18 protein-coding genes are annotated in these 17344 nt (G+C 58.2%); 15 read left to right on the top strand and 3 right to left on the bottom strand.

Features of this window, described 5'->3' with window-relative positions; translation table 11 throughout:
- Positions 1-6 precede the first annotated feature (6 nt).
- The 5 genes from CJ187_RS04105 (at position 7) to dnaE (ending at position 6234) form a co-directional block, all read left to right on the top strand.
- Entirely contained in the window at positions 7-294 is a 288-nt protein-coding gene (locus CJ187_RS04105) for a YggT family protein (protein ID WP_102215630.1), read from the top strand.
- A 172-nt stretch (positions 295-466) separates the two neighbouring features.
- The gene (locus CJ187_RS04100; RefSeq protein WP_102215631.1) at positions 467-1066 is read left to right on the top strand and encodes a DivIVA domain-containing protein; all 600 of its coding nucleotides are present in this window, start codon (positions 467-469) and stop codon (positions 1064-1066) included.
- Positions 1067-1198: 132 nt separating this feature from the next.
- Positions 1199-1759 carry a signal peptidase II gene (lspA, locus tag CJ187_RS04095; RefSeq protein ID WP_158237689.1) on the top strand — a complete coding sequence of 187 codons (561 nt, stop codon included), beginning with the start codon at positions 1199-1201 and terminating at the stop codon, positions 1757-1759.
- Positions 1752-2672: an RluA family pseudouridine synthase gene (locus CJ187_RS04090; protein ID WP_102215633.1), complete on the top strand. Its 921-nt coding sequence runs from the start codon at positions 1752-1754 to the stop codon at positions 2670-2672. Before lspA ends, CJ187_RS04090 begins: the two co-directional genes overlap by 8 nt.
- A 25-nt stretch (positions 2673-2697) precedes the next feature.
- The gene (dnaE, locus tag CJ187_RS04085; protein WP_102215634.1) at positions 2698-6234 is read left to right on the top strand and encodes a DNA polymerase III subunit alpha; all 3537 of its coding nucleotides are present in this window, start codon (positions 2698-2700) and stop codon (positions 6232-6234) included.
- Positions 6235-6256: 22 nt separating this feature from the next.
- On the opposite strand, the gene CJ187_RS04080 is transcribed toward dnaE, so the two are convergent.
- Positions 6257-6481, bottom strand: coding sequence for an RNA-binding S4 domain-containing protein (locus CJ187_RS04080; RefSeq protein ID WP_102215635.1), 225 nt, complete (start codon positions 6479-6481; stop codon positions 6257-6259).
- On the bottom strand, positions 6462-6890 hold the full coding sequence (locus CJ187_RS04075; protein WP_102215636.1) for a VanZ family protein: 429 nt from the start codon (positions 6888-6890) through the stop codon (positions 6462-6464). Before CJ187_RS04075 ends, CJ187_RS04080 begins: the two co-directional genes overlap by 20 nt.
- Before the next feature lie 253 nt (positions 6891-7143).
- On the opposite strand from CJ187_RS04075, the gene CJ187_RS04070 reads away from it, so the two are divergent.
- From CJ187_RS04070 to thiL, 8 genes are all read left to right on the top strand, one after another.
- A complete protein-coding gene (locus tag CJ187_RS04070; RefSeq protein WP_102215637.1) occupies positions 7144-8391 on the top strand; it encodes a dicarboxylate/amino acid:cation symporter in 1248 nt (415 codons plus the stop codon).
- A gap of 76 nt (positions 8392-8467) precedes the next feature.
- Positions 8468-9070, top strand: coding sequence for a hypothetical protein (locus CJ187_RS04065; protein ID WP_102215638.1), 603 nt, complete (start codon positions 8468-8470; stop codon positions 9068-9070).
- Positions 9070-9858: an SseB family protein gene (locus CJ187_RS04060; protein WP_146003029.1), complete on the top strand. Its 789-nt coding sequence runs from the start codon at positions 9070-9072 to the stop codon at positions 9856-9858. The genes CJ187_RS04065 and CJ187_RS04060 overlap by 1 nt, the downstream gene beginning before the upstream one ends.
- Positions 9859-10170: 312 nt before the next feature.
- On the top strand, positions 10171-10773 hold the full coding sequence (gene infC / locus CJ187_RS04055) for a translation initiation factor IF-3 (protein ID WP_102215640.1): 603 nt from the start codon (positions 10171-10173) through the stop codon (positions 10771-10773).
- Positions 10774-10818: 45 nt separating this feature from the next.
- Positions 10819-11013: a 50S ribosomal protein L35 gene (gene rpmI / locus CJ187_RS04050; RefSeq protein WP_102215641.1), complete on the top strand. Its 195-nt coding sequence runs from the start codon at positions 10819-10821 to the stop codon at positions 11011-11013.
- 40 nt (positions 11014-11053) lie between these two features.
- Positions 11054-11437 carry a 50S ribosomal protein L20 gene (gene rplT / locus CJ187_RS04045; protein ID WP_102215642.1) on the top strand — a complete coding sequence of 128 codons (384 nt, stop codon included), beginning with the start codon at positions 11054-11056 and terminating at the stop codon, positions 11435-11437.
- Positions 11438-11446: 9 nt separating this feature from the next.
- Complete coding sequence (locus CJ187_RS04040; RefSeq protein ID WP_233187261.1) at positions 11447-12352, top strand: TrmH family RNA methyltransferase; 906 nt, start codon at positions 11447-11449, stop codon at positions 12350-12352.
- Positions 12318-13325 carry a thiamine-phosphate kinase gene (gene thiL / locus CJ187_RS04035; protein WP_233187262.1) on the top strand — a complete coding sequence of 336 codons (1008 nt, stop codon included), beginning with the start codon at positions 12318-12320 and terminating at the stop codon, positions 13323-13325. Before CJ187_RS04040 ends, thiL begins: the two co-directional genes overlap by 35 nt.
- A 207-nt stretch (positions 13326-13532) precedes the next feature.
- On the opposite strand, the gene rpmB is transcribed toward thiL, so the two are convergent.
- Positions 13533-13724 carry a 50S ribosomal protein L28 gene (gene rpmB, locus CJ187_RS04030; RefSeq protein WP_102215643.1) on the bottom strand — a complete coding sequence of 64 codons (192 nt, stop codon included), beginning with the start codon at positions 13722-13724 and terminating at the stop codon, positions 13533-13535.
- Between the two features lie 473 nt (positions 13725-14197).
- On the opposite strand from rpmB, the gene CJ187_RS04025 reads away from it, so the two are divergent.
- Positions 14198-16438, top strand: coding sequence for an alpha-galactosidase (locus CJ187_RS04025; protein ID WP_102215644.1), 2241 nt, complete (start codon positions 14198-14200; stop codon positions 16436-16438).
- Entirely contained in the window at positions 16435-17340 is a 906-nt protein-coding gene (locus CJ187_RS04020) for a carbohydrate ABC transporter permease (RefSeq protein WP_102215645.1), read from the top strand. Before CJ187_RS04025 ends, CJ187_RS04020 begins: the two co-directional genes overlap by 4 nt.
- Positions 17341-17344: the final 4 nt, after the last annotated feature.

Here is a 17344-nt window from a genome sequence, read left to right as displayed (position 1 = left end):
TCCAACTTGGTATTAATCGGCAATATTATCCAGGTACTGGTCTCCGTGTACACCCTGGTTTTGCTGGCCCGGATGATCCTGGACTGGGTACAGTTTTTCTCCCAAGACTGGCGCCCTCAGGGTTTGATCCTTCTGGTGGCGAACGTCGTGTACGCGCTCACTGATCCGCCGTTGCGCTGGCTGCGGAAACGAATTCCTCCGCTGCGTCTGGGAGCGATCGCCTTGGACGTGGGCTTTATTGTGCTTTTTGTGGGGGTAATTTTTATAGGAAATTTGGCAAAATACCTGTTCTAGGTAGGAAGCCCGCTAGAAATTCGGTAACCTATTAGCGATGAGTGTTTGAAAGAACACGTCAATGGTGAAGGTCGGCGCTGGCTAGAGCTTCAGATCGCAATTGCGAAATGGGGCGTAGTCTGAACTCGACCCGCCGACCAAAAGAATTGTATCGAGATCCAGAGGTGAAGAAATGGCGCTGCTCACGACAGAGGATGTCTTAAATAAGACTTTCCAGTCAGTGAAGTTCCGTGAGGGTTATGACCAGGTCGAGGTAGATGAGTTCCTCGATGAGGTTGTAGAGACCATCTATGCCCTTCAGGTTGAAAACACCGAGCTGAAACAGAAGTTGGAAGAAGCGGAGTCGAATGCTCCGAAGGTGGCGGAAACTACGCCGCAGCCAGAACCTGTTGTTGAACCTGAACCCGAACCGGAACCGGAGCCTGAACCCGCTCCTGTTGCTGAACCCGCTCAGGCTACGCGCACCAGTGCTACCGGTGAGCCCGAGGACGCGACGTCCATGCTGGCGCTCGCTCAGCGGGTACACGACGAATACGTGCGCGACGGCCGGCAGGAAGGTGAGCGGTTGATCGCAGAGGCTCGCCAGCAGGGTGAGAAGATTGTGCGTGAAGCAGAAGATGAGCACACGTCAATCCTCAAGAAGCTCGATGAGGAACGGTCGATGCTCGAGTCGAAGATTAACGAGCTCAAGCACTTCGAGTCTGATTACCGCGGGAAGATCCGCAACCACCTCCAGTCACTACTTACTGAGGTGGACGCTCCACGCGAGTGAAATAGGTTCTGAACAAGCGAGCAATGTGGCGGCGGCAAGCACTATCGCTTGTCGCCGCTCTTGCTTGGACTCACGGGGATACGCAATTAGCTCTGCAGGTTTCAAAAAACAACGCACGACAACGGGGGTGTGGTGGGCGCACAATTAACGCGGCACGCAGTGACGCTTTGGGCCGTGGCGGCGGTGTGCGTTGCGGTTGACCAGGGAACAAAGCTTTGGGCCCTGACGGCCCTTGAATCTGGACAGGTACGGCCCTTTCTAGGGTCCTTCATTTCTTTACAGTTGGTGTCTAACCCCGGGGCTGCGTTCTCTTTCTTATCGGGTGCCACGTGGCTATTCACCCTCGTGGCAGGCGTTGTTTGTGCGCTAATCATTTACGTTTCGTTCCAGGTTAGTAGCCGGCCGTGGGCGCTGTGTTTAGGAATCCTTTTGGGCGGTGCGGTTGGGAACCTTGTGGACCGCATTACTCAACCTCCTGCGGTGGGAATGGGCCACGTGGTGGATTTCTTAAACTGGAACGGCTGGTTTGTTGGCAACGTGGCGGACATTTTTATCGTCCTGGCTGCCGCTGGCATATTTGGGCTGTCGATTGCCGGAATCCCATTTAGCCCCGAATCCAGCAAGGGTCGGAGCGAGCATCCTGCGGGCGTCCAAGAGCAAGTTGCACATAGACGAGGGCAACCCGATGAGTGACACCCGTTTCCTCCCGATCCCAGATGCCTTAGTGGGGATGCGCGTGGACACTGCGCTGGCGCGTATGCTCGGGCTGTCCCGCACCGCGAGTAGTGACCTCGTGGAAGCGGGGAAAGTTCGGGTTAATGCACAGACAGTGAAGAAGAACTTTAAACTACCGGGGGAAGGTCTGCTGGAAGTCGATATGGCGCAGCCGAAAGCAGTGCCACCCCCGGTGGTGGGCATGGACATTATCTATAACGACGAGGACGTCGTGGTGGTCAACAAACCGGTGGGAGTTGCGGCGCACACCGGGCCGGGCTGGTCCGGGCCAACCGTGTTGACCGAACTGGAGGCAAGTGGTTTACGTATCTCCACGTCAGGCCCACCGGAGCGACAAGGGATAGTACATCGCCTCGACGTGGGCACCTCTGGGGCAATGGCAGTAGCGAAATCCGAGCTGGCGTACACCAAACTCAAACACGCGTTCAAAGAACGAAAGGTGCGCAAAATCTACCACGCGATCGTGTGCGGTCACCCGGACCCGCAGACCGGGACGATTGACGCGCCGATTGCGCGCCACCCCTCAAAAGAATGGCGTATGGCAGTAGTAGCGGGAGGACGCCGCGCAGTCACGCACTACCGCACACTCGAACTGCTCGCGGGAGCCGCGCTGGTTGAAGTGGAGTTAGAAACCGGTCGTACCCACCAAATCCGCGTGCATTTCTCTGCCCTCCACCACCCGTGCGTAGGGGACACATTCTACGGTGCGGACGCGCAACAAGCACAGAAACTCGGGCTTAAACGCCAGTGGTTACACGCCCGCACCCTCGAATTCGAACATCCCCGCACAGGTATCCGCACGGTTGTGAACGCGCCATACATGGCGGACTTGGAAGGCGCGTTAACCCAACTGCGACACTTCGGTGAATAACCCGCACTCGGGTTAAACTGGCGCCATGGCTAAAGATCAGTTCGTTCACCTACACAACCACACCGAGTACTCAATGCTAGATGGCGCTTCAAAACTGAAGCCCCTGGTGGAAGAGGCTGCGCGGCTGAATCAAGAAGCCATCGCCATCACCGACCACGGCTACCTGTTTGGCGCCTACGAGTTCTACACCGAAGCGAAGGCCGCTGGAGTTAAACCAATTGTTGGGTTGGAAGCCTACATGACGCCCGGCATTTCCCGGTTCGAACAAAAACGCGTGCTGTGGGGCGAAGAGTGGCAGCGGCGCGACGACGTTTCGGCCCGCGGTGCGTACACTCACCTGACGCTCATCGCGGAAACGACCGAAGGGATGCACAACCTGTTCCGCATGGGGTCACTCGCTTCCCTCGAGGGACAGATGGGCAAGTGGCCGCGGATCGACATGGAACTACTTGAACGTTACTCAAAAGGACTGATCGCGTTCACCGGTTGCCCGTCCTCTGAGGTGCAGACCCGCCTGCGCCTCGGCCAGTGGGACGAAGCAGTGGCGGCGACGGGGCGGCTGAAAGACATTTTCGGTAAAGACAACCTCTACGTGGAACTAATGGACCACGGGATTGAAATTGAACGCCGCACCAAAGCAGACCTACTGAAACTGTCTAAACACATGGGACTGCCCCCGGTGGTCACCAACGACGCTCACTACGTGCGCAAAGAAGACCGCGATATTCAAGACGCGCTCTTGTGCATTAACTCCGGATCCACGCTCAACGACCCGGACCGATTCCGATTTGACGGTTCAGGCTACTACATTCGTTCGTCTGAGGACATGCGAAATGACTGGTTGGAACTACCGCAAGCATGTGACAACACGCTCGAAATCGCCCGCCGTTGCGACATCACATTCCGCACCACCGCGGATGGGGCGAACTTCATGCCGCGCTTCCCAGTGCCTCAAGGGGAAGATGAGACCTCATGGTTCGTTAAAGAGGTAGAGCGCGGACTCATCTCCCGGTTCCCGTCGGGCGTGCCAGACCACGTGCGTAAACAAGCGGAATACGAAGTGGGGATCATTACGCAAATGGGGTTCCCCGGCTACTTCCTGGTGGTGTCCGACTTCATCCGCTGGGCGAAAAGTCAAAACATTCGCGTGGGACCGGGCCGTGGCTCAGGGGCGGGCTCAATGGTGGCGTACGCGATGCACATCACGGACCTGAACCCCCTCGAACACGGATTGATCTTTGAACGGTTCCTGAACCCAGAACGCGTGTCCATGCCGGACTTCGACGTGGACTTTGACGAGCGTAGGCGCGGCGAAGTGATCGAGTACGTGACCCAAAAGTACGGTGACGACCGGGTCGCGCAGGTAGTTACCTACGGGAAGATTAAAGCTAAGCAGGCGCTGAAGGATTCCGCGCGCGTGCAGGGGCTCCCGTACTCAGTTGGCGAGAAACTGACGAAAGCCATGCCCCCATCCGTGATGGGTAAAGACATCACCGTGTCGGGCATCTTTGACCCAAACGATAAACGCTACGACGAGGCCGCGGAATTCCGGCGCTTACACGCGGAAGAACCGGACACGCACCCCGTGGTGGAAATGGCGAAAGGACTCGAAGGCATCACTCGCCAGTGGGGTGTGCACGCGTGCGCAGTAATCATGTCATCCGCACCGCTGCAAGACATCATCCCGATGATGAAGCGACCCGCAGACGGCGCGATCATCACGCAGTTCGACTACCCGACGTGCGAATCCCTCGGGCTACTAAAAATGGACTTCCTGGGGCTGCGTAACCTCACGGTACTATCGGACACGATTGAAAACATTGGGCTAAACGGAAAGAAACAACCGGACCTGCAGGAAGTCCCGCTCGACGACCAAGCGACATTCAAACTGCTCTCAACGGGGGAGACGCTGGGCGTGTTCCAACTCGATGGGGACGGGATGCAGAAACTGCTCAAACGGATGCGGCCCAACAACTTCGAAGACATTTCCGCTGTGGGTGCGCTCTACCGGCCCGGCCCGATGGGGGCAGATTCGCACAATAAGTACGCGGACCGTAAGAACGGGCGGGCCCCGATTGAACCAATCCACCCGGAACTGGCGGAACCACTGAAAGACATTCTCGGTACCACATACGGCCTGATCGTCTACCAGGAACAGGTGATGGCGATCGCGCAGAAGCTGGCGGGATACACGCTGGGACAAGCGGACTTGCTGCGCCGCGCCATGGGGAAGAAGAAAAAGGAGATTCTGGATAAGGAATACGTCCCATTCCGCCAGGGAATGATCGACCACGGGTACTCGGAAGACGCGGTGAAAACCCTGTGGGATATTTTGGTACCGTTTTCTAACTACGCGTTCAACAAGGCGCACTCGGCGGCCTACGGGTTGGTGTCGTATTGGACCGCGTGGTTGAAAACCCATTACCCAGTCGAGTTCATGGCGGCACTACTCACGTCGCAAAAGGACAATAAAGACAAACTGTCGCTGTACCTGTCGGAGTGCCGGCGCATGGGGATCACGGTGCTGCCTCCGGATGTGAACTCTTCGGAAGCGAACTTCACAGCTGTGGGGGAGGACATCCGGTTTGGGCTCGCAGCGGTGCGGAACGTGGGTGGCCACGTGGTGGATGGGATCACGGCGACCCGTAAAGAACGGAGGGACTACGAGGATTTCACGGACTTTTTGGATAAGGTACCGACCGCGGTGTGTAACAAGCGCACGATTGAATCGCTGATTAAAGCGGGTGCGTTCGACGCGATTGAACCGTGTCGGCGTGCTCTGGTGGCGATCCATGAGGAAGCGGTGGATTCTTCCGTGAAGCTGAAACGCAATGAGGCTGCGGGCCAGTTCGACCTGTTCGCATCCGCCACCGATATGGGGATGTCTGCGATGACGGTTGAGGTACCGCAGATTCCGGAGTGGCCGAAGAAAGAAAAGTTGGCGTTTGAACGCGAAATGCTGGGGTTGTACGTGTCAGACCACCCGCTGTCTGGGGTTAATCGGGCGTTGGCGCGGTACCAGGATCAGGAGATTTCACAGCTCGTGAACGCGGAATCGCTTCAGGACAGGCAGAGCGTTAAGGTCGCTGGGTTGATTACGGCGGTGGCGATTAAAACGACACGCAAAGGCGAGCTGTGGGCCACCGCTACACTTGAGGACCTGTCGGGCTCGGTGAATATCCTGTTCTTCCCCCGCACTTACCAGACGATTTCGCATGCGCTGAGTGCGGATTTGATTGTTCAAGTTGAGGGGCAGGTGCTGGACCGGGACTCGGAGGTTTCCATTGCGGGCCAGACGATGACGATTCTGGATTTGCGTGAGGACGGGACCGTGCCGGTGGTTTTGGATATGCCCTGGCAGTTCTGCACCACCGACCGCGTGGAGATGCTGCGTGATATTTTGAGCGCGCACCCCGGGCCTTCACCCGTGCACATGCGGATTAAGCGCGCGGGTACCCCCACGATCCTCGCGGAACTGGGGCAACGCTATCGGGTGAACACGGATTCGTCGTTCTACTCGGACCTGAAGGCCACGCTTGGGCCGGCAATCCTGGCGGACTAGTGCCTGCAGGCGAACCCGCGGGTTATGGGGCGGAAACGACCTGTACGGTTTCGTCGCCGTCGTCAAAGTGGACGGTGATGACCTGCCCGGTTTTCAGCTGCTTCCCCCGCCGGGTTTCCACTTGCCCGTCGACGTCCACGAATCCCCCTTGGATTGCTTCGCGCGCCATCACGCCATCTTCCACGAGGTTCGCTAGCTTCAATAGTTGCCCCAGTCGAATCGTGCCTTTAACGGGTACCTGCTGCATCGGGTTCCTTCCCAATCCTGTTTTTCCACCACGTTATCACCGCCCAGGCGAATAAAATACCGCCGAGGTCGAAGAGGGCATCAACCGGGTCGCCATCGCGTCCAGGGATGAGCAGTGCTTGCACAATTTCTGAGGTTATTGCGTGAACCACGCTGAATCCCACCACCCACCGTGAGGGCAGATGCGCAAGTAGGAGGGCGGCGGTTACAGCGGCAAAACTCGTTGCGTGGGCGACTTTGTCGAACCCGGGTTCCCCGGGTGCGGACGGGCCCGGTAACGGTGTGAGCACTTGGCGGAGCAGTGCCGCCAGCCCTTCGGTTGAGGGCGCGCCCGCAGGTGAATACAGCAACCACACCTGGCCCCCCAACAGGATCAGTGCGCACACTAACCAGGGTTTACTTCTTTCCATACGTCTTATTTCACCGTGCCAACTCCAACCTGTCCACCATCCCCAGTGCTTCGCGTACTGCCGGGGCGCGTCGTTGTGAACGGGCGGGGCAAATCCGGACTTCGGCTAGGTAAAAAAGGGGAAGGACACAAAGAGCGAGGGAGCGATTCCGCAAATGATGAATACTGCAGATACCATAGATGCTCGTACCGCTCGCGCCGCACCTAACCCGTGATGGCCGAGCAGATCCTAAAACACAAGTGTAGAAAGAATCATGGTGAAAACTTTTAGAAGGCTCCCGCTTTACGTCTGGATCCTGATCGCGATCGTACTCGCCGTTATCTGCGGCCAGTTTTTCCCTCCGGGGTTAGCGCGCGTGTTCTTCACATTTAACTCGATCTTTGGGACCTTCATCGGGTTCGCCATCCCATTGATCATCATTGGCCTAGTCACGCCCGCGTTAGCAGAACTGGGTTCGGGCTCTGCGAAATGGATTTTGCTGACCACCGCGATAGCCTACGTTTCCACAATGATTGCTGGCTTTGGAACGTGGGGCGTGAGCCACCTGGTGCTACCACCCTTTTTGCAAGGGCAAGCAATAGGGGCGTTAGACGCCAGCGAACACCCCGAGTTAGAACCGTACTTCACTGTCGCGAACGCGCACTCAGGTGACGGCGTGGAGATTGTGGTCGCGCCCGTGATGGACGTGATGACCGCCCTGATCCTCGCGTTCGTAATCGGTATCGGTGTCTCACTGGTGCGCGGCACAGTAGTTAAAGAGGGGTTCCGTGAGTTTCGGGTAATCGTGGTCGCATTGGTAGAGAAGATCCTCATCCCGCTACTACCCCTCCATATTTTCGGTATCTTCATGAATCTAACCATGAGCGGAGACGCCACCCGGGTGATCAGCACGTTCCTGGCGGTCGTGGTGATGACCTTCAGCTTGTGCATGCTGATCCTGCTGCTGCAATACACCCTCGCCGGTGCGGTTGCGCACCGCAATCCCCTCAAAAGCTTGTGGGTAATGAAAGACGCGTTCCTCACCGCGTTAGGTTCCTCCTCTTCAGCAGCCACGATTCCAGTAACCCTGGAATGCGCCCGGCGAAACGGCGTGTCAAAACCGGTGGCGTCCTTTGTTGTCCCGCTGTGCGCCACGATCCACCTTTCCGGTTCGGCCATTAAAATCACGGGCTTTTCGCTGGCTATCTTGTTTTTGACTGGCGGGCACACCGACTTCGCGTCATACGCACCGTTCATTTTGATGCTCGGAGTGATGATGATTGCTGCCCCCGGTGTGCCCGGTGGGGCAATCGCCGCGGCAGCTGGCCTGCTGTCTTCCATGCTTGGCTTTAATGACGCGCAAGTGGGCCTCATGTTCGCTACCTACATTGCGTTGGATTCATTTGGAACCGCCACTAACGTGACCGGTGACGGCGCAATCGCAATGATCATCGACCGCTTCGCCGGGAAACAACTGGGGGCGCACGCAGGTGGTGTTGATGATCACATGAAAGAAGCCTGAGGTACGCGGGCAAACAGGGCCGGGTAGATACCGATAGAATAGAAGCGGTTACAGCAGTAGGGGGAGTGAAAACACTGTGAGTTCCATTGATGACGAGTTCGAGAAAATCATGGCTGGGATGGATGATGAGCTCAGCATGGACGACCCCGTTGACGAGTCTTTACACCTTGAGGGTGGGCGGCGATCAATTGCACTTGTGATGGCGCCGATCCCTTCTGCACCAGGCGTGTCTGAACTGTTGGGTATGTACGGTATCAGCCGCTGGGTCGTGCCTCTCCAAGGCCAAGTGGCGCTGTACATGGACCTGGGAGAGGGGTCGGACGCCGACGAGTTCGCATCCCTACTGGGCGAAGACCGGCCCATCCCAGAAGAGTGCGACAAGTTTGCGCGCATCATGAGCCGGCTGACGCGTTACGGTGCGGTAGCGATCACCTCAATTCTTAGTGAAGATGAAAACGAGGTCGCCGGATCGGTTGTGGCCCGCCGCTATGTGAATGGAGAACCGGAAGAAGTGATTCCGGCGGGCCTGTTGATAAACACTATGGACGAGCGGGCGGAGGACCTCCTGCTGGGCCGCACGAAACCTCAAGACTACGACGATGCCGTGAACCCACAGGAACGGCCTGAATCACCGAAACGCGGATTTGGACGCCCGTGGCGGCGCGGTGGCAGCAGCTGATGGTACATTCACTGGAGCAACTGCAGCGTAGACTCTCGCAGCGCGTTGACACCACAGACCGGGGGGAGATCCTACCCGAAACTAAAGCAGCACTGCAGCAGATGGACGCTGGACAGCGGTTAAAACAGTTGGTGCACGCACTGCAGAAGGAACGGGTAATTGCCGCTGCCGTGGTTGAAACGAACCCGGATGATTGCGATGGTAGCGCCGGTGCAGTTAAGACGGATAGCGGGTGGGTACTCGCTGGGTTCACCAGCGCCGCAGCGCTCGCCAGGTGGGATAGTACCGCCCGGCCGGTTCCCGTATCCGGCCCTCAGCGCGCGCTCTTAGCTTGCGCCCAGTACGGCTCGCGCCTCATAATCAACCCGACACCCACCGGCTCAGCACCGGAGAACGCAGCGGCCCCAGCACGTGAGAGCGCGGCCTCAGCTCCGCTTTCCACTGACCCAAGTATGGGGGCAAACCACGCGACCTCAGCAGATAGTACAGGGACGCCGGCGGTACGGCTTCCGCGGCCCGCGGTGATTGCCCTTGCGCACGGGGATGTGTGGCTACCCCCGTGGGAAGATGACGAGTTACGCAATGCGCTGCAAACCCGCGTGGGTGCTCAAGCCCAAGTTCGTCTGCGCCCTTCCGGAGGCCAAACTCAGGTGATTGAAGTGGGCTTCACCGCTCAAGTTGGGCGCGCCGAAGTTGTGCGCGTCCTCAACGAACTTGCGGCCGAACCACGGTTGCGGGTCGCAGCCGAAACGGTGCAGTTTCAACCCACCGTCGTGAACGTGGCCTAGCATGACGCGACTTGGTGTGCGCAATCTCATGTACCACGCGAAGGAGCGCACTGTTTTTGCTCGCGTGGGTTTGCTAAACTAGAGCGCGTACATGTCAGGGTCACCTGATTAACGTGTCGCCAGACACAACAACGGCCAATCGGCCGACCAATAAGTAAGCGGAGTAATCCCACCTTGGGTTCCCCTGGACCATCTCGGTTCGGCATAGTAGGAAACGGGTTAGCAAGCGTTTTTGCGCGTGTTATGTGGGTCTTCGCCGGGAATGCGAAGACCTTCTTCGTGTTCATAGGGAAACTATGAAAGGAAGTTCTCATCAAGGAACCTCGCGTCAATGACCGCATACGAGTTCCCGAGGTGCGCCTCGTGGGACCAGAAGGTGAACAAGTTGGTGTCGTCCGAGTGGAAGACGCCCTCAGACTTGCCGAGGAGGCTGGACTCGACCTCGTTGAGGTAGCCCCCAAAGCCCATCCGCCCGTAACGCGCCTGATGGACTACGGTAAGTACAAGTACGAAGCTGCTCAGAAAGCACGTGACGCGCGACGTAATCAAGCCAACACGGTGTTGAAGGAAATTCGTTTCCGCCTCAAGATCGACGACCACGATTACGAAACGAAAAAAGGCCATGTTGAGCGGTTCCTAAACGGTGGCGACAAAGTTAAAGTCATGATCATGTTCCGCGGGCGCGAACAGTCCCGTCCAGAAATGGGCGTGCGCCTACTGGAACGCCTGGCGGAGGACGTGCACGAACTGGGCACAGTGGAATCACGCCCCCGCCAAGACGGCCGCAACATGACGATGGTGCTGGCCCCGACCCGTAAAAAGTCGGAAGCGAAAAGCGAACAGCGTAAACGCCGGGAAGCGCAGCGGCAGCAACGCCGCAACCGCCAGGCCGAACGCTCCGCTAAGAACGCGTAAAGACCAACGTTTACGCACGACAATCACTAGTTGAGGATTAGATAAATGCCAAAGATGAAGACGCACTCCGGTGCTAAAAAGCGTTTCCGTGTAACCGGTAGTGGCAAGCTCATGCGTGAGCGGGCAGGTAAACGTCACCTGCTGGAGCACAAGTCATCTCGCCGTAAGCGTCGCCTATCTCGCGACCAGGTTGTACACAGCGCAAATCTAAAGCAGGCTAACCGTCTACTAGGACGCTAAAGCAACTGCTGGGAACCGGAGTTTAAGGAGACTATAAGAGATGGCACGTGTAAAAAGGTCCGTGAACGCACGCAAGAAGCGTCGCAAAGTACTGGAACAAGCGTCGGGCTACCGGGGGCAGCGTTCCCGGCTGTACCGCAAAGCTAAAGAGCAGGTTACACACTCATTTGTGTACTCTTACCGCGATCGTCGCACCAAGAAACGCGAATTCCGTAAACTGTGGATTCAGCGTATCAACGCGGCAGCACGCCAAAACGGGATGACCTACAACCGCTTCATGCAGGGCCTGAACCTGGCGGGCATTGAGGTTGACCGGCGGATGCTCGCTGACCTGGCGGTGAACGACGCGACCGCATTCACCGCGTTAGTGGAATCGGCGAAGGCAGCACTGCCCGAAGACATTAACGCTCCCGCAGCGAAATAGCGAGGAAAGTTGAGTTCGACTGGGAACCAGTCGGCCAGGCGCCCGGCTATTCTAGCTAACCCCAACTCGGATCGAATCCGGGAGGTAGCTCGACTAGCCGGGCGTTCTGCACGCCGACGCGCAGGACGGGTACTAGTAGAAGGCCCCCAAGCGGTACGGGAAGCACTGCGGTTTTGTGGCCGCGACCTCAAAGACGTGTACCTCAGCTCGACTGCGATGGAACGCGACTTTGAACTCACCCAACTGGCGCGCACAAAAACCCGTTGGGTGCACGAAGTCACCGACGAAGTATCGACCGCTATTTCCAAGGATGCGCAAGGCGTCAGCGCGGTCGTAGAGGACTTCAGAACCGATGGCCTACCCCGCGTGGACTGGTCATTCGTGATGATTCTCGCTGGAATTCAAGACCCCGGCAACGTGGGCACGATGATTCGCATCGCGGATGCCGCCGGGGCGGATGCGGTGCTGGCATGCTCTGGCACCGCAGACGTGTCTTCCCCGAAAGTGGTGCGCGCCTCCGCCGGATCCGTATTCCACTTACCCACCGTAGTGAACGTGTCATTCGAAGATGCGGCGCAGTGGGCGCACGCGCGCAACATGACGGTGCTGGGCGCAGATGGACGTGGCTCAACCGATTTGTTCGACGCAGAATTAGGTGGGGAAGCAGTGGATTTAGCCGCGCCAACCGCCTGGGTTTTCGGCAATGAGGCACACGGATTCGCCCAAGTGGAAACCGGCGCGATCGACCACCTGGTGGCAATCCCACTGGCCGGGCACGCGGAATCACTGAACGTGTCCGCAGCCGCCGCCGTGTGCATGTTCGCGTCCGCCCGGATGCGCCGGCTCGTAGGAGGCGTCGCCGGGCCACGAGTGGGCGGTGATGGGGCAGGAGCAGGAGGCTCAAATGGGGCATGAGGACACGCTAATCGCCGCGATGCGTCGGCACCTGCCGGTGGGGGAACGCACCCTCATCGGTTCCGGTGACGACTGCGCTTCAATCGCGGCGCCCGAGCAGCGGTTCATTGTAACGACAGATGCAATTGTAGAAAATGAGCATTTCACGTTGGAATGGTCCTCGTTTCATGACGTGGGTCGGCGTGCAGCAGCGCAGAACCTCGCGGATATAGCAGCCCAAGGGGGGCGGGCGAGTGCCCTGGTGGTTGCGCTAGTGATCCCACCCCACGTGTCCGACGAGCAGGTGGTGGATCTCGTCAATGGTTTTGGTCAGGAAGTGTCGCGCACACGCGCAGGGGTTGTCGGTGGTGACGTGACCGCCGGGTCGCAACTAGTTGTGTCCGTAACCGCTTTGGGTTATACGCCGTATGGCGACGTGCAGCGCGGCAACGCGCAAGTCGGGGATGTGGTCGCGATTTGCGGTACGCTCGGTTTTTCTCTGGTTGGCTACCAGCTGTTGAACACCGGGCAGGTACCGGGGAGTTTGCGCACCAGTGAGGTGCAGCCAGCCTTGGCGCCGTACGTGGATACGTACCGGGCCCCGCACCCACCGTATGAGGCCGGTGTGCTTGCTGCGCAGGCGGGGGCGCACGCGATGATGGATATTTCCGACGGCCTGTCCACGGACGCCAAACGCATGGCGGATGCGTCCGCGGTTACGCTCGCGTTCGTCGGCACGCACCTGAGGGGCTTTTCGCGCCAGCTTAAACCGGGTGCGGAAGCAGCCGGGGTTGATCCGTGGGAATGCGTGCTAAACGGGGGTGAAGACCACTCGTTACTTGCCTGCTTCCCACCCGAAACCACGCTGCCAGACGGCTTTCAGGTAGTGGGCCGGGTTGAGGAAAGCACTGAGGAAAACGCTGAGGGAGGCGCGGTTACGCTGGACGGGCGGCCGGTGGTGGAAGCCGGGTGGGACCACCTCTCTGAACGCTAAACACGTTGTTTCCGCCGTGAGTGCTGAGGTTTGAAACGGCGTTGTTCCCGCCGTGAGTGCTCAGGTTTGAAACGGCGATGTTTGCGCCGCGAGTGCTCAGGTTTGAAACGGCGTTGTTTCCGCCGCGAGCGCTTCCCCTCGAACTCGTCTGGGCATGCAAAAAGACCCCGCGATGAGCGGGGTCTTTTCGTTTAAGAACGCGTTTACTTAGGCGGGACGCTGAATGCGTTCGCTCTTAATGCAGGTGGTGCACACGTTGAGACGCTTAGGCGTCCCGTTAACGATCGCGCGCACACGCTGAATATTGGGGTTCCAACGACGGTTCGTCCGCACGTGGGAGTGCGAAACGCTCTTGCCGAAGCCTGGACCCTTGCCACACACGTCGCACTTTGAAGCCACGGTCGTATCTCCGATTCTTATTAGCTTACTTTCCTACATGAGCGACAGACCACGTGGGTCCACCACCCACCCGCCCGGCACGTACAGCCGCTGCAGGCAACTTGATTAGTATAACTCACGCGTGTGCGTGCAGCTAGCTCCAACCCGTCTTTTCAATGTCAGGTTGAGCACAGTCACGCAGCCGGTGGTTCGCCCCTTTCTTTTTCGCCTGAGGATTCAGGTTACTCAAAGCCGGCCGGGTTTGCGTACAGTCGCTCGGGCCTCATGCGAATTGTGTAAAAACCTGGTCCTAAAGGACTAAACCTGAACTGCCAGCTAATGCTATGTAAACCCCGTGAAAACGCCCGAGAAACCATTGTGACCTGGCAGAAGCGAATGAAACGACTAGACTATTTGGGTGACGCAAATAACACAGTGGGACGCGTCTTCCCGGTTGTAAAAATAGGCCCAATGAAGCTCCTAGGAAGGTCTGAATGATGACTTTAATTCATCTGTGCGCCAACGGCGTAAGTGTTCTGATCGAAAGTGCGGACGATGCTCCACCAGCAATCTTGCACTGGGGGGAAGACCTGGGGGCAATAGACGCGGAATCGGCTACTCAGGTGCGCAGCTGTATCGACCTACCGGTGGGGACGAACGCGCCCGACGTGCCGCTGCGCCCCGCACTGCTAATGCAGGCGGGTGACGGGTGGAGTGGACGCCCCAGCGTGCAGGGCGCGTTCGCGGATGGTTCCGGATTCTCCCCGAAATTCACCACCACCGCAGTTGCAGCGCAGAACGGAGGCGGTGACGCGCAGCCCGTGATGGAAAAGTTCAAGCAAATGGGCTCGGGCAGTGTCGAGTACACGCTGGAGGCGGACACGGGGCTGGCGGGGGTGCTCACCGTTGAGCTGACCGCGCAGGGTTTGCTGCGCTGCCGAATGAAACTCACGAACGCGGCCGCGCAACCCTACCAGCTCAGTGGATTGTGCCTAGCGTTGCCGGTGCCGTTGGATGCGGTAGAGACCCTAGATTTTGCTGGTAGGTGGGGGAAGGAACGCGTTCCGCAGTGGCAAGAAATCACGGTGGGGACGCATCTGCGGGAGGGCCGCAAGGGTCGCACCGGGGCGGATGCCGCATACGTGCTGCATGCGGTAGAGCGCGGTTTCAACTTCGGAAGTGGGAAAATCTGGGCGCTGCACACCGCCTGGTCGGGCAACCACGTTACCTACTTGGAACGCACCTACAGTGGCGTGCAAGTACTGGGCGGTGGGGAACTGCTACTGCCCGGCGAATGCACACTCGAACCCGGTGACAGCTACACGTCTCCTTTCGTGTACGCCTCTTTTGGCCACGGGTTGGACCAGGTGGCGGCTCGTTTCCACCAGTTCATGCGCGCACGCCCTCAGCATCCGAAGACGCCGCGTCCGGTTACGTTGAACGTGTGGGAAGCGGTGTATTTTGACCACGACCTAGACAAACTCAAGCGACTAGCGGACATTGCCTGTGAGGTCGGGGTTGAACGGTACGTGTTGGATGACGGTTGGTTCGGTGCCCGCCGCAGTGACCACGCGGGGTTGGGTGACTGGGTGGTGTCCAAAGATGTGTGGCCACACGGGTTGCGCCCCCTGTCAGACTATGTGAAAAGCCTGGGCATGAAGTTCGGTTTGTGGTTCGAACCGGAAATGGTGAACTTGGATTCAGATGTGGCGCGCGCTCACCCCGAGTGGGTGATGCAGGCTGGTTCTCGTATGCCGATTCCGTCGCGTAACCAGCAGGTGCTTAACCTCGCGATTCCGCAGGCTTACGCGCATGTTCGCGATCAGATGGTGCGGGTCATTGAGGATGCGGACGTGTCTTACATTAAGTGGGATCACAACCGCGATCTGATCGATGCGGGGTACGCAGAGTCTGGGAAGGCAGCGTTCCACGCGCAGACTTTGGCGGCGTACGCACTGATGGATGAGCTCAAAGCCCGGTTCCCAGAGTTGGAGATTGAATCGTGTTCTTCCGGTGGGGGCCGCGTTGATTTAGAGGTGTTGCAGCATGCGGATCGCGTGTGGGTTTCGGATTGTATTGATCCGCTTGAACGCCAGCAGATGAACCGGTGGACCGCGCAGCTGATTCCACTGGAAATGATGGGGTCTCATATTGCGTCTGAGGTTTCGCACACCACGGGGCGGACGCATTCGTTGTCTTTCCGGGCAGTTACCGCCCTGTTTGGCCACTTGGGTATCGAGTGGGATTTGGAGGCCGCGAGCCCGGCGGATCGGCAAGAGTTGCACTACTGGTTGGATGTGTACAAGCAGCACCGCGACTTATTGTCGACCGGCCGCCTGGTGCGTGCGGATCGGGGTGAGGATTCTGTATGGGTCACGGGCGTTGTGGCACAAGACCAGGCGCAGGCTCTGTACCAGATGGTCAGCGTGGATCGTAGCGCCATGTCTCCGCGGGGCTGTTTCACGTTCCCGGGTTTGGATCCGCACAAAGACTACCGGGTGCGGTTACTAATGGCGCACACGCCGCCGTCGGGTTTTAAGCCGCCCAAATGGCTTGAGGGAAGTTGGCCAAACAGTGCTGCCAAGAGTGCGGGCAATGCTCCCGCTGAGCAGTCGGGACGGGCGTACGAGGTCGCGCGGATTCGCGGGAGCTTACTGTCTGAAGTGGGGTTGGCTGTACCGTCCATTAACCCCGAGCAAGCACTGTTATTTGAGGTTAGTGAGGCCGTCCGATGAGTGTGAATCCCACTTCGTCATCGCGGTGGCGCAGAAAACTGGGGGACTTGCCGCTGGCGATTGTCTTTCTTATCCCCGCGTCCATAGGCTTGTTGGTGTTCTTATTGCGTCCGCTAATTATGGGGATCTATTATTCGTTCACTAAATACGACTTGCTGACCCCACCGCAGTGGATTGGGTTAGAAAACTACCGGCAGATGTTTGCCGACCCCGTGTTTTGGAACGCGATTAAAGTAACGCTGTACTACGTGGTGGTCAACATTGGGGTACAGACCGTGGTGGCGCTGCTGATCGCGGTGCTGATGCAACGGTTGACGCAATCCACGTGGCTGCGTTCAATTGTGCTCACCCCGTACCTGGTGTCGAACGTAGTGGCGGCGATCGTGTTCTTGTGGATTTTGGACACGAACATGGGGATTGGAAACAAGCTGTTGGAAGCCTTGGGGATCGGCGCGCAGAACTTCTGGGGGAGTGAAGCCCTGGTGATCCCCACGATTGCGCTGGTGAACGTGTGGCGACACATGGGGTACACCGCATTACTTATTTTCGCGGGCCTGCAGGGAATCCCGAACGACGTGTACGAGGCCGCGAAGACAGATGGGGCAAGTGAGGTCCAAGCGTTTTTCCGAATCACTTTGCCACTGCTGCGCCCAATTTTGGCGCTGGTGCTAATCATGTCGATAGTCGGTTCGTTCCAAGTGTTCGACACGGTGTCGGTTGCAACGGGTGGTGGCCCAGTGGATGCCTCCCGCGTACTGCAGATGTACATTTACGACCGCGCGTTCGCCCAGTTCGACTTCGGATACGCTTCCGCGATGAGCGTGGCGCTGCTAGTAATCCTCGGGATTGTAACGATTGTGCAATACAAGGTTTCCCGCGCGGGCGAAACGGATTTGGGGTAAGACC

It is taken from the genome of Gleimia hominis (genome assembly GCF_002871945.2).
Taxonomy (GTDB): Bacteria; Actinomycetota; Actinomycetes; order Actinomycetales; family Actinomycetaceae; genus Gleimia; species Gleimia hominis_A.
This window is presented reverse-complemented; position numbering and strand designations above follow the sequence as displayed.

Bases quoted from the DNA above. Each gene is read 5' to 3' on its own strand.
- rplT (WP_102215642.1), top strand. From the start codon at position 11,054: ATGGCACGTGTAAAAAGGTCCGTGAACGCACGCAAGAAGCGTCGCAAA.
- dnaE (WP_102215634.1), top strand. From the start codon at position 2,698: ATGGCTAAAGATCAGTTCGTTCACCTACACAACCACACCGAGTACTCA.
- CJ187_RS04020 (WP_102215645.1), top strand. From the start codon at position 16,435: ATGAGTGTGAATCCCACTTCGTCATCGCGGTGGCGCAGAAAACTGGGG.
- CJ187_RS04100 (WP_102215631.1), top strand. From the start codon at position 467: ATGGCGCTGCTCACGACAGAGGATGTCTTAAATAAGACTTTCCAGTCA.
- CJ187_RS04060 (WP_146003029.1), top strand. From the start codon at position 9,070: ATGGTACATTCACTGGAGCAACTGCAGCGTAGACTCTCGCAGCGCGTT.
- CJ187_RS04075 (WP_102215636.1), bottom strand. From the start codon at position 6,890: ATGGAAAGAAGTAAACCCTGGTTAGTGTGCGCACTGATCCTGTTGGGG.
- CJ187_RS04090 (WP_102215633.1), top strand. From the start codon at position 1,752: ATGAGTGACACCCGTTTCCTCCCGATCCCAGATGCCTTAGTGGGGATG.
- CJ187_RS04070 (WP_102215637.1), top strand. From the start codon at position 7,144: ATGGTGAAAACTTTTAGAAGGCTCCCGCTTTACGTCTGGATCCTGATC.
- rpmI (WP_102215641.1), top strand. From the start codon at position 10,819: ATGCCAAAGATGAAGACGCACTCCGGTGCTAAAAAGCGTTTCCGTGTA.
- CJ187_RS04025 (WP_102215644.1), top strand. From the start codon at position 14,198: ATGATGACTTTAATTCATCTGTGCGCCAACGGCGTAAGTGTTCTGATC.
- CJ187_RS04080 (WP_102215635.1), bottom strand. From the start codon at position 6,481: ATGCAGCAGGTACCCGTTAAAGGCACGATTCGACTGGGGCAACTATTG.
- thiL (WP_233187262.1), top strand. From the start codon at position 12,318: ATGGGGCAGGAGCAGGAGGCTCAAATGGGGCATGAGGACACGCTAATC.